Below are 13,555 nucleotides of genomic sequence, written 5' to 3' on the forward strand. Positions count from 1 at the left end.
ATTTTAAATTAAGGATTTAAATCATTGATTTCTTCTTTATTTAGTTTACAAAAATTATTAAATGGTTATGTAAAAAATAATTTAATTAAAAATATTTTAATAAATAAAATGGTTTTAGATAGTAGAAAAATTAAAGGTAAAAACTGTCTTTTTATAGCAATAAAAGGATGTAAAAATAATGGTAAAAATTTTATTAAAGATGCGATATTAAATGGTGCTGTTGCCGTATTAACATATCCAGATGATAAAATATCATCTTTTAGTATTATTTTTAAAAAAAATATACCTATTATATATTTACCTAATTTAAATAAACATATTTCATATTTTGCAGGCCTATTATATGATAATCCAAGTAAAAAAATACCAGTTATAGGAATTACAGGTACTAATGGAAAAACAAGTATAACTCATTTTTTAATGCAATGGATTAAATTATTAGGAGGAAATCCTGCTATTTTAAGTACCATTGGTAATGGATTTAGTAATAAATTAATTCAAACTAATAATACGACAGATTCAGCAATAAAAATACAATCTACAATAAAAAAATTTATAAAAAAAAAAGCAAATATTATAATAATGGAAGTTTCTTCCCATGGATTAACACAATTTAGAGTATATAATGTATTTTTTACTATTGGAATTTTTACAAATTTAACTAGAGATCATTTAGATTATCATCATAATATGAATAATTATGAATTATCTAAATGGAGTTTTTTTTCTACTCATAAAGTAAAAAAAAAAATTATAAATATTGATGATAATATTGGATTAAAATGGTTTAGAAAATTATCTGAAGTAATATACGTTACTACTAAAAAAAAAATATATAAATCTAATATATTTATTTATATAAAAAATGTGATTTATTTACCTAATAAAACAATTATTTTATTTAATTCTAGTTGGGGTAATGGCAAAATGAAAATAAATTTAATAGGTAAATTTAATGTTTTAAATATTATTTTAAGTATGGCTGCATTATTAAGCTTAAATTATCCTTTAAAAAAATTATTACAAACAGTATCTAAAATAAAACCAGTTCCAGGACGTATGCAAAAAATTTATTTTAAAAAAAAATATTCTAATATCATAATTGATTATGCTCATAGTCCTGATGCATTAAAAAATATATTATTAACTATAAGATTAATTACTTATGGAAAAATATGGTGTGTTTTTGGATGTGGAGGTGAAAGAGATTTAGGAAAAAGAAAAATAATGGGATATATAGCAACTAAATATGCTGAAAATGTAATTTTAACTACTGATAATCCTAGAACAGAAAATATAAATAATATAATTCAAGATATAAAAAAAGGATGTAGTATATCAAGTAATATATATATTATTCTTGATAGAATCAAAGCTATTTCTTATGCAGTATATAATTCTTCTAAAGAAGATACAGTTTTAATAGCAGGTAAAGGTCATGAAAATTATCAAATTATTGGTAATAAAATTTTAAACTATTCAGATTTTAATACTATTCAAAATATATTAAGAAATAAATATGAATAAGTTAATTAGTTTAAAAAAACTATCAAAAATAGTTAATGGGGTATTAATTGGAAATAATATTAAAATATTAAATTTTTCTATAAATAGTAAAAAAATTAAAAAAAATTGTATCTTTATTGCTATTAATGGAAGAAAATTTGATGGGCATTCTTTTATTAAAGAGGCAATCCAAAATGGAGCATTAGCTATTTTAGTAAATAAATTTTTTAATGTTAATATTTCTCAAATAATTGTATTTGATACCATTTTAGCATTAGGAAAATTAGGTTTATGGAAAAGAACACAATTTAATAATTCTGTAATAGGAATAACAGGTTCATCAGGTAAAACTTCAGTAAAAGAAATGACAATATCTATATTAAAAAAAAAATATAAAATTATATTTACTAAAAAAAATATGAATAACCATATTGGTGTTCCTTTAACATTATTAAATATTAAAAATAAATATCAATGTGCAGTAATTGAAATAGGAGGAAATCAAATAAATGATATTGCTTATACTTCTAGTTTAGTAAAACCTAATATTGCACTAATTAATAATATATCAGAATCACATTTACAAGGATTTAAATCCTTAAATAATATTATTCAATGTAAAAGTAATATTTTTAATTATTTAACAAATAAAGGAACTGCTATTTTTAATTATGATGATAATAATCAAAAAAAAATTTTAAAAAACTTAATTAATAAATGTAATATTTTAACTTTTTCTTTATATAATAAAAAAACTAATTTTTTTACAAAAAATATAAAAATTTTATCTAATAAAATTACATTTACTTTAATATCTCCTATTGGAGAGATATTAATTAAATTATTTTTAATAGGAGGGGGAATACATAATATTAGTAATGCATTAGCATCTGCTGCATTATCTTTTTCTGTAGGATGTTCATTAAATGAAATTGCTTATGGTCTAAAATATTTTAGACCTATTCAAGGAAGAATGTATCCAATTATTATTGATAATAATAAATTAATTATAAATGATACATATAATGCAAATCCTCATTCGGTAAATATAGCAATTAATATTCTTAAAAATTTTACAGGTACTAAAATTTTAGTTATTGGTGATATGTTAGAACTAGGAATATATACATTATTTTATCATAAAAAAATTAAAAATTTAATTGTACAAACTAATATAGATTATATTTTTAGTTTTGGAAAATATAGTAAATATCTTACCGAAGGTAATATAAATGCAAAACATTTTTTAAGTAAAAAAAAATTAGTAAATCAATTATTTTTAATAATAAAAAAACTAAAAAATTATACAATTTTATTTAAGGGATCACGTAATAATAAAATGGAAATATTAATTAATATTTTATTGGAGAAATTAAAATGTTATTAATATTATTTAAATATTTACAATATTTTTTAAAAAATGTAGATTTATTTTTTTTAAACTTTAAAATTCGTCTTATAATAGCATTTTTAACATCTTTTATAATTACTTTTTTTTTAAGTCCATTTTTTATTAATTATTTTAATAAAAAAAAAATTTCTCAAATTATTAGAAAAAACGGTCCTGTTACACATTATTCTAAAAATAATACCCCTACTATGGGGGGGATAATATTATTATTAGCTATTTTAATAGCTGTTATTTCTTGTTCAGATTTATCAAATAAATATATTTTTTACTCATTAATTATAATGATATTATATTCAATAATCGGATTTATAGATGATTTTTATAAAATTATTTTAAATAATTCTAAAGGACTATCTCCTTCTAAAAAATTTTTTTTTCAATCTATTTGTACAATTATAACAATATCATTTATTTATATAAATAATACAGAAAAATTATATATACAATTTATTATACCTTTTACAAATAAAATTATTAAATATAATTTAAACTTTACTTTATATTTAATTATTTCTTATTTAATAATTATAGGAATAAGTAATTCTGTAAATTTAACTGATGGATTAGATGGTTTAGTAATAATGCCTGTAATTTTTATTTCTTTAGGATTATCTATATTATGTTATTTTTCAGGAGATATATATTTTTCTGAATATTTTAATTTTATTTATATAAAAAATGCAAAAGAATTAATAATTATCTGTTTAGCTATTATTGGATCAGGATTAGGATTTTTATGGTACAATACTTATCCTGCTAAAATTTTTATGGGAGATGTAGGATCTTTATCATTAGGTTGTATTATATCTATAATAGCAATATTAATAAGACAAGAATTTTTATTCCTTATAATGTGTGGTGTATTCATACTAGAATCAATTTCTGTAATAATTCAAGTAATTAAATTTAAATATGATAAAAAGCGTTTTTTTTTAATGGCTCCTTTACATCATCATTATGAATTAAAAGGAATTACAGAACCTTGTATTATTATTAGATTTTGGATTATTTCATTAATATTAGTGTTATTTTCTTTAATTATAATAATATAAAAAATTTAAAATGAATAAAAAAATACTTATTATAGGATTAGGATTAACAGGTATATCATGTTTAAATTTTCTTTTAAAAAAAAATATTATACCTTCTGTTATGGATACATGTAATCATCCAAAATTTATAAAAAAAATACCATCTTATATTCCATGTCATTTAGGTTATTTAAAAAAAGAATGGATATTAAATTCGCAATTAATAATTTTAAGTCCTGGTATATCAATTTTTAATAATCTTTTATTAGAAGCAAAAAAAAAAGGTATTGAAATAATAGGAGATATAGAATTATTTGCTCGTTATAATACAACCCCCGTAATAGCTATTACAGGTACAAATGGTAAAAGTACTGTAACCAACATGATCGGTAAAATTATGAAAAAAAATAATTTTAATATTAGTGTTGGGGGTAATATAGGTTATCCTGTTCTAGATTTATTATCTTTTACAAGAGATTTCTATATTTTAGAAATATCTAGTTTTCAACTAGAAACAATAAAAAAATTAAATATTTACATTGCAATTATTTTAAATATCTCTCAAGATCATATGGATAGATACCCATTAGGTATGGAACAATATCGTGATTTTAAATTACGTATTTATAAATATGCTTCTATTTGCATATATAATGCAGACAATATATTGTGTTATCCTAAATATTTTGATCAAAAAAAAAAATATATTACTTTTGGAGAGTTTTCTGGTAAATATACATTATATTATGCAAAAAACAATATTTATTTACAAATTAATAATAAAAAAATTTTAAATTTTAATAAAACAAAATTAATTGGTATTCATAATTATTTAAATGCTTTAGCAGTACTAGCAGTAACAGATGTATTAAAAATTTCTAAAAAAATTTCTTTACAAGAAATAAGTAATTATTTAAATATGGATCATATATTACAAATAATACATATAGAAAATGGTGTTACTTGGATTAATGATTCAAAATCTACAAATATTAGTAGTACTAAAGCAGCTTTAAAATATTTATATAAAAAAAAAAGGATTTGGTTATTATTAGGAGGATATGATAAAAATTGTGAATTATATTTATTAAAAAAATATTTACAAAAAAAAAATAATATTAATGTTTATTGTTTTGGAATATCAGGTAAAAAAATATTGTCATTTTATCCTAAAGCAAAAATAGTAAAAACAATATATCAAGGAGTAAAAAAAATAATTAAATTAGTACAATTTGGAGATGTTGTATTATTATCACCAGCTTGTTCTAGTATTGATCAATTTAAAAATTTTAAACATCGTGGTAAAGAATTTATAAGATTAGTTAAAAAATTTCATAATTCTAAATAATATATTTTTATAAAAAAATAATATATAATTTTATATATTTTAATTTATATTAAAAATATTTTAGATATGAAAAAAAGAAAAATTATTATCGTAGCAGGTGGAACAGGAGGACATATTAACCCAGCTTTAAATATAGCATATAAATTAATAAAAAAAGGTTGGGACGTACGTTGGTTAGGAACATTATCTAGAATGGAAGCTAAAATTATTCCTAAAAAAAATATACGTATTTATTTAATAGAATTTTACAGGTTTAAAAATAAAAATATTTTTTCTATAATTATTACCATAATTAAATTAATTATATCAACTTATAAATCAATTCTAATTTATAAAAAATATCAACCACATTTAATTTTAACAATGGGAAGTTACATTTCAGGTCCTAGTGGTTTAGCTGCATGGTTATGTAATATCCCATTAATAATACATGAACAAAATAGTGTTTCTGGAATAACAAATAAAATTCTATCTAAAATAGCAACAATAAAAATGCAAGCATATCCAAATACATTACATAATGCAATCTTAGTAGGAAATCCTATAAGTAATAAGATAATTAAATTATCTTTATATAAGAGATCTTGTATAAAAATTCATAAACCTATTCATTTATTAATTACAGGAGGAAGTCAAGGAGCAACTATAATAAATAAAATAGGTATAAAATTAGCAAAAATTTTAAAAAATAAAATATCTATTTTACATCAAGTTGGAAAAGGTAATCTTAAAAAAATATATTATGAATATAAAAAAAATAAGATTAATAATCTAATTATAAAAGAGTATATAGAAAATATTGATAAAGCATATAAATGGGCTGATATTATATTATGTAGATCAGGAGCTATGACTGTAACTGAAATTATTACAATAGGATTACCTGCTATTTTTATACCTTTTCAACATAAAGATAAACAACAATATTTTAATGCAATAAACTTAAAAAGAATAGGAGCTGCTAAAATATATGAACAACATAATTTAAATATAAATAAAATTGCTAATAATATATTAACTTTAAATAAAAAAAAAATAGCATATATGGCTAAAAGATCATATAATTTGATAAAATTAAATTCTACAGAATTAATTTATCAAGAATTAAAAAAAATAAAAATTAATTAATTAATTCAATTTTAAATAAAATAAAATTTATAAATATGCTTAATAAAAAAAATTTAAATAAAATACCAAAAATGAAAAATATTAATCATATATATTTAATTGGTATTGGTGGTTCTGGAATGGGAGGTATTGCAACAATTTTAGCTAAACAAGGTTATAAAGTTAGTGGATCAGATATATATTCTAATTTTATTATAAAAAAATTAAGTTTATTAAATATAAAAATAAATTTAAAACATGATGCCAAAAATATTACAAATAATATAGATCTTATTATTGTATCTACTGCTATTAAAAATAATAATCCAGAATTAATTGCAGCTAAAAAATTAAATATTATTATTATTAGTAGAGGACAAATGTTAGCAGAATTAATGAGATTTTTTTATGGAATAACTATTACAGGAACTCATGGTAAAACTACAACTACTGCAATAATATATAAAATATTTAAACTATTTATGTTAGATCCTACATTTATTAATGGTGGTTTTTTAAAATTTTCTAAAGAAAATGCTTATTTAGGTTCAAGTAAATATTTTATTGCAGAAGCAGATGAAAGTGATAAATCATTTTTATATTTAAATCCAATAATAAATATTATTACAAATATTGAAAATGAACATTTAGATTATTATCAAAATAATATTGAAATTTTAAAGAAAACATTTTTAAAATTTATAAAAAAAATCCCATTTTATGGATGTATTATTATTTGTATAGATAATATTCATAATTTTAATTTAATAAAACAAAATAAAAATATTTTAAAACAAAATATTATTACATATGGTTTTCATAAAGAAGCTGATTTACAATTATATAATTATCAACAAAATGGATATAAAAGTAAATTCTTTTTATTAGAAAAAAAAAAAAATATATCATTAGAAATAAATTTAAATATTCCTGGATATCATAATGCTTTAAATGCAACTGCTGCATTTGCAGTATCATCTTATATGGGTCTCGACTCAATGATGGTTATAAAATTTTTAAAAAAATTTGAAGGTATCGAAAGAAGATTTGATGTTTTAGGATATATATTACCTTACCAAAAAATAAAATATAAAAAAAATATAATTATTATTGATGACTATGGTCATCATCCTACTGAAATAAATATAACTATTAATACATCACGAAAAATATGGCCTAATAGAAAATTAGTAATGATTTTCCAACCTCATCGTTATTCTAGAACTAAAAATTTACTAAATGAATTTATAAAAATATTATCTAAAGTTGATAAACTATTTATTTTAAATACTTATTCTGCAGGAGAAAATATTATTAAAGAAGCTAATAGTAAATTTTTAACTAAAAAGATAAAAGAATTAGGTATAATTAATCCTAAATTTATTAATTTAAAAAATTATTATGATATTGTAAATAATATATATTTAAAATTAAAAGGAAATGAAGTGTTAATTTTTCAAGGAGCAGGTGATATAAATCATATCTCATCATTATTAATAAGTAATAGTATTAAAAATTAAAAAAATTAAATTAATAATCAGTAATTATAATAAGTTTAAATTAAAAATTATGTCAAAAAAAATAGCTGTTTTATTTGGAGGTAATTCTCCAGAAAGAGAAATTTCTTTAAAATCTGGTAAAGCAATTTTAAATGCTTTAATAAAATCAGGAATTAATGCTATTGGGATAGATCCAATAAATTTTCCATTATTATATTTAAAAAAATATGGATTTAAAAAAATTTTTATATCTTTACATGGTAAAGGAGGAGAGGATGGAACTATTCAAGGGATATTAGATTATCTTAATATTCCTTATACTGGAAGTAATTTATTAACTTCAGCAATTACTATGAATAAATATCTTACAAAGACTATCTGGAATGAATATGGATTACCAGTTATTTATCCTCATTATTTATTAAATAAAAAAGATTTTATAAAATCAAATTATTTAAAAATAGAAAAAAAAATTTTAAAATTAAATTTACCTGTTTTTATTAAACCCAATTGTAATGGTTCTAGTTTAGGTAATGCTAAAATTGATCATATAGATGATTTATTTAATTCACTAGAAAAATCATTTATATATAATGATGATATTTTAATCGAAAAATATATAAAAGGAGAAGAATATACAATAGGGATTTTAAATAAAAAAATTTTACCTCCTATAAAAATAGAATATCCTAATTCTTTTTATAATTATCAAGCTAAATATTATTTAAATACAACTAAATATTTTTGTCCTAGTGGATTAAGTAAGAATAAAATAAAAGAATTAGAAAATATTGTTTTACAAGCATGGAAAGTATTAAACTGTCAAACATGGGGAAGAATTGATGTAATTTTAGATGTAAATAAAAAGTTTCAACTATTAGAAATAAATACCATCCCTGGGATGACAACACATAGTCTATATCCATTAGCAGCAAAAGAAATAGGATTATCTTTTTATGATTTAGTTATAAAAATTTTAAATTTAACTAAATAAATTTTTTTTTAAAAAATTTTTATTTAAAAAATTAATATTACATAACTTTTACAAATTTTTTAATTGTATAACTTAATTTTTTAGAACTTTGTTTTGCGATATTTAATAATAATTTAGTACTATATTTACTTAATACATTTTTTTTAGGTATATATTTATTATTAGTATGATTATTAATAAAATTTTTTTTAAAAAAGAGAGGATTAATTTTAATATCTATCTTTTTTAAAGATGGAATAATGTTTTTTTTTAAAAAATATAAAAGATTAGATTTTTCTGATAAAAATCTAATCATATAACTAGCATTATATGTTTCTATTATTAGAATATGATTTTTAAAATTATTTACATTATATAAATTATGTAATTCTATAGGTAAATATTTCTTTATACAATTTTTAATTTTTATTAAAATATCTGTATGTGTATATATTTTATATAAAATTTTTGTATATGATGAATATTTATTTTTTTGAAAAATTTTATTAATCAGTAATAATTTATTATTACGCATAATTTTATCCTTTAATTTTTATAAAAAATTATATATATTTTTTTTTATTTTGTTAAAATAAACGTCAAATAATATTTCTAATATATACAAATATATTTTATCAAGAGTATTAATATGTTAAAAAAAATTTTTACTAAAATTTTTGGTAGTAATAATGATCATATTTTACGAAATATTCAAAAAACCGTAAATATTATTAATAAAATGGAAATAGAATTTGAAAAATTAACTAATTTTGAATTACAAAATAAAACTTTATATTTTAAAGAAAAATTAAAAAATAATTTTTCTTTAGAAAATATTTTACCAGAAGCTTTTGCTACAGTTAGAGAAGCTAGTAAAAGAATATTTGGTATGCGTCATTTTGACGTTCAATTAATAGGAGGTATTGTCTTAAATAATAATTGTGTAGCTGAAATGAAAACAGGAGAAGGTAAAACATTAACTTCTACATTACCAGCATATCTTAATGCTCTTAATGATAAAGGGGTCCATATTGTTACTGTTAATGATTATTTAGCACAACGTGATGCTATAAATAATAAAAAATTATTTGAGTTTTTAGGATTAACTGTCGGTATTAACATATCTTCTATGTCATTAAAAGAAAAAAGAAATGCTTATAAAGCAGATATTACTTATGGAACTAATAATGAATATGGCTTTGATTTTTTAAGAGATAATATGGTATTTAATTATAGTGATAAGGTACAACGTAATTTACAATATGCTATTATAGATGAAGTTGATTCAATACTAATTGATGAATCTCGAACTCCTTTAATTATTTCAGGAGCTGCCGAAAATAGTTCAAAACTATATATAAAAATAAATAATATTATACCTAAATTAATTTATCAATCACAAGAAGATTCTAATTCATTTCAAGGAAAAGGACATTTTTTTATAGATGAAAAATCTCGTCAAGCATATTTAACTGAAAAAGGTTTAATTTTTTTAGAAAAATTACTTATAGAAGAAAAAATAATAAATCAGGGTGAATCTTTATATTCTAGTGATAATATTATTATTATACATCATATTATTTCTGCTTTAAGAGCACATAAACTTTTTAAAAAAAATGTAGATTATATATTAAAAAATAATAAAATTATAATAGTAGATGAACATACTGGAAGATTAATGGAAGGAAGAAGATGGTCAGAGGGATTACATCAAGCAATAGAAGCAAAAGAAAATGTAAAAATTAATAATGAAAATCAAACTCTAGCATCTATTACTTTTCAAAATTATTTTAGATTATATAAAAAATTATCTGGAATGACAGGTACTGCGATTACTGAATCTTTTGAATTTAAAGAAATTTATAAATTAGATACAATAGTTATTCCTACTAATAAACCAATGATTAGAAAAGATTTACCAGATTTAATCTATTTAACTAAAAAAGAAAAAATAAAAGCAATAATTAACGATATTAAAGAAAAAAATTTGAAAGGTCAACCTATATTAGTTGGTACTGTTTCGATAAAAAAATCAGAATTAATTTCTCAGAAATTAAAAAAAATAGGTATAAAACATAATGTTTTAAATGCAAAATTTCATGCTAGAGAAGCAGAAATAATATCAAAAGCAGGCATGAAATATGCAGTAACAATAGCAACTAATATGGCAGGAAGAGGTACTGATATTGTTTTAGGTGGGACTTTTATATTAAAAAAAAAATATAGTTTAGATGAATTAAAAAAATTAAAATTACAATGGCAAATAAAACATGAAGAAATTATAAAATTAGGTGGTTTATATGTTATTGGTACTGAACGTCATGAATCTAGAAGAATTGATAATCAATTAAGAGGTCGTTCTGGAAGACAAGGTGATCCAGGTATTTCAAGATTTTATCTATCAATGGAAGATTATTTAATGCGTATTTTTGCTCCTAAAAATATGTTATTTTTAATGCAAAAACTTGGTATGAAAAATAATGATTATATTGAACATCCTTGGATAACTAAAGCTATTTCTAAAGCACAAAAAAAAGTAGAAAATTATAATTTTGATATACGTAAACAATTACTTGAATATGATGATGTAATAAATGATCAACGTTTATCAATATATTCTCAAAGAGATAAATTAATAAAATCATTAAAAACTGAACAAATAATTAAAAATTTTAGAATTGATGTATTCACAAAATTAATAAATAATTATATTAAATCTAATAATTATATAAAAGAAAAATGGGATTTAAAAAAAATAAAAGTTTATTTTATTAATGTTTTTAATTTAGAATTACCAATTGAAAATTGGATAAATATATATATAAAAAAAAATAAAAAAGAAATCAATAAAGATTTTTTTTTAAAAAAAATTATTAATTTTTCAGAAAAAGAATATTTAAAAAAAATAAATAATTTAAAAATAAAAAATATAAAAATTTTTGAAAAAAATATTATTTTAAAAATTTTAGATAATTTATGGACAGAACATCTTGCTGCAATAGAATACTTAAAACAAGGTATTCATTTAAGAGGTTATGCTCAACAAGATCCTAAACAGGAATATAAAAAGGAATCTTTTAAAATGTTTAATATAATGTTAAATATTTTAAAGAAAAAGGTTATTATTATTTTAAGTAAATTAGAAAAAGAAATAATAACAAATTATTATGAATCGTCAGATATTTTATCAGAAAATGCTAAAATTGTAAATAATAATATAAAAAATAATAATTTAATGATTATAAAAAAAACATCTGATTCTTTATATATGAATAAAAAGGATAAATATTTAAATAATATGAATTTTTTAAAAAAAAAAATAGGTAGAAATGAAAAGTGTCCTTGTTATTCAGGTAAAAAATATAAATTTTGTCATGGTTTAAATAATTAAATAAATTTAATAATAGAGAGTATAAAAAATAAATTTATTTTTTATACTCTCTATTATTATTAGTTTTTTATATTATAAAAAAAATCTTTAATATTATTTAAAAAATTACTTATTTTAGGAGTATTTTTATAGTTAGAAATATTTTTAAAACTTTTATCTAATTGATATAAAATATTTTTTTGTTCATTATTTAAATTAATCGGTATTTCAACTATTATTTTACATAATAAATCACCAAAATTACTATTTCTTCTAATTGATTTTATACCCTTATTACGTATTCTAAACATTTTACCTGTTTGAGTACCTTCTGGGATTTTTAATTTTACATAGCCATTAAATGTAGGTATTTCTATATCTCCACCTAAAGTAGCTGTAATAAAATTTATTGGTAATTCACAATACAAATTATTACCTTCTCTAATAAAAATAGCATGTTTTTTAATTTTAATTTCTATATATAAATCTCCAGATTGAGCTCCATTTTCACCTAATTCACCTTTACCGTTTAATCTAATACGATCTCCGTTATCAATTCCACTAGGAATTTTTACTAATAAATTTTTATAAACTTCTAATTTACCTTTACCTTTACAATAAAAACAAGGATTTTTAATAAAATTGCCTTGACCATTACATCTAGGACATGTTTGTTGAACAGTAAAAAATCCCTGGCTCATTTGTATCTGTCCATGACCATTACATGTATTACATTTTTGTAATGATCCTTGGGATCCTGTTCCATTACAATAATTACAATTTTTTAAAACAGGAATTTTTATATTTTTATTTATACCTTTTATCGCTTCTTCTAAAGAAATTTCAATTAAATATTTTAAATCAGAACCTTTTCTAGATCTTTTTTTAGATCTTGAATTTCCTCCAAATATATCTCCAAAAACATCTCCAAAAATATCACTAAAATCAGTTGTATTACTTACATTTTCTTGTTCGAAAGCAGAATGCCCATATTGATCATAAGTAGCTCTTTTTTTTGAATCACTTAAGATTTCATACGCTTCTTTTATTTCTTTAAATTTATTTTCAGCATTTTTATTTCCGGGATTACGATCTGGGTGAAATTTTATAGCTAAACGTTTATATGCTCTTTTAATTTCACGATCTTCAGCATTCCTAGTAATACCTAAAATATCATAATAATCTTTTTTTGCCATAATACATTATTGTCCTAATCTAATCCCATAATTTTATTAATACTAATTATTTTATTAATAAAAAATAAACAGTACTAATAATATAATTTAATATTTTTTTTATAAAATTATTAA

Annotated in this window: 10 protein-coding genes; 8 read left to right on the forward strand and 2 right to left on the reverse strand. The window is 19.4% G+C overall.

Annotated elements, in window-relative coordinates; all coding sequences use genetic code 11:
• Positions 1 to 24 precede the first annotated feature (24 nt).
• From murE to GJU05_RS00705, 7 genes are all read left to right on the forward strand, one after another.
• Positions 25 to 1,527 (forward strand): UDP-N-acetylmuramoyl-L-alanyl-D-glutamate--2,6-diaminopimelate ligase, encoded by a 1,503-nt coding sequence (gene murE / locus GJU05_RS00675; RefSeq protein ID WP_208753635.1) that lies wholly within the window; start codon positions 25 to 27, stop codon positions 1,525 to 1,527.
• On the forward strand, positions 1,520 to 2,893 hold the full coding sequence (locus tag GJU05_RS00680; RefSeq protein WP_208753636.1) for a UDP-N-acetylmuramoyl-tripeptide--D-alanyl-D-alanine ligase: 1,374 nt from the start codon (positions 1,520 to 1,522) through the stop codon (positions 2,891 to 2,893). Before murE ends, GJU05_RS00680 begins: the two co-directional genes overlap by 8 nt.
• On the forward strand, positions 2,884 to 3,969 hold the full coding sequence (gene mraY, locus GJU05_RS00685; protein WP_208753637.1) for a phospho-N-acetylmuramoyl-pentapeptide-transferase: 1,086 nt from the start codon (positions 2,884 to 2,886) through the stop codon (positions 3,967 to 3,969). Before GJU05_RS00680 ends, mraY begins: the two co-directional genes overlap by 10 nt.
• A gap of 10 nt (positions 3,970 to 3,979) precedes the next feature.
• The gene (gene murD, locus GJU05_RS00690) at positions 3,980 to 5,296 is read left to right on the forward strand and encodes a UDP-N-acetylmuramoyl-L-alanine--D-glutamate ligase (RefSeq protein ID WP_208753638.1); all 1,317 of its coding nucleotides are present in this window, start codon (positions 3,980 to 3,982) and stop codon (positions 5,294 to 5,296) included.
• A gap of 66 nt (positions 5,297 to 5,362) precedes the next feature.
• Positions 5,363 to 6,424 (forward strand): undecaprenyldiphospho-muramoylpentapeptide beta-N-acetylglucosaminyltransferase, encoded by a 1,062-nt coding sequence (gene murG, locus GJU05_RS00695; RefSeq protein WP_208753639.1) that lies wholly within the window; start codon positions 5,363 to 5,365, stop codon positions 6,422 to 6,424.
• Between the two features lie 35 nt (positions 6,425 to 6,459).
• A complete protein-coding gene (gene murC / locus GJU05_RS00700) occupies positions 6,460 to 7,923 on the forward strand; it encodes a UDP-N-acetylmuramate--L-alanine ligase (RefSeq protein ID WP_208753640.1) in 1,464 nt (487 codons plus the stop codon).
• 49 nt (positions 7,924 to 7,972) lie between these two features.
• The gene (locus GJU05_RS00705; RefSeq protein WP_208753641.1) at positions 7,973 to 8,896 is read left to right on the forward strand and encodes a D-alanine--D-alanine ligase; all 924 of its coding nucleotides are present in this window, start codon (positions 7,973 to 7,975) and stop codon (positions 8,894 to 8,896) included.
• 37 nt (positions 8,897 to 8,933) lie between these two features.
• Here GJU05_RS00705 and GJU05_RS00710 read toward each other — a convergent pair whose 3' ends face one another.
• Entirely contained in the window at positions 8,934 to 9,410 is a 477-nt protein-coding gene (locus GJU05_RS00710) for a hypothetical protein (protein ID WP_208753642.1), read from the reverse strand.
• Positions 9,411 to 9,524: 114 nt separating this feature from the next.
• Between GJU05_RS00710 and secA the strand changes: the two genes are divergently transcribed.
• Positions 9,525 to 12,266: a preprotein translocase subunit SecA gene (gene secA, locus GJU05_RS00715; protein ID WP_208753643.1), complete on the forward strand. Its 2,742-nt coding sequence runs from the start codon at positions 9,525 to 9,527 to the stop codon at positions 12,264 to 12,266.
• A 59-nt stretch (positions 12,267 to 12,325) separates the two neighbouring features.
• Here the strand turns inward: secA and dnaJ are convergent, their stop codons facing one another.
• Positions 12,326 to 13,441 (reverse strand): molecular chaperone DnaJ, encoded by a 1,116-nt coding sequence (gene dnaJ / locus GJU05_RS00720; RefSeq protein WP_208753644.1) that lies wholly within the window; start codon positions 13,439 to 13,441, stop codon positions 12,326 to 12,328.
• Between the last annotated feature and the right edge of the window lie 114 nt (positions 13,442 to 13,555).

Source organism: Enterobacteriaceae endosymbiont of Donacia fulgens, assembly GCF_012567545.1.
Taxonomy (GTDB): domain Bacteria; phylum Pseudomonadota; class Gammaproteobacteria; order Enterobacterales; family Enterobacteriaceae.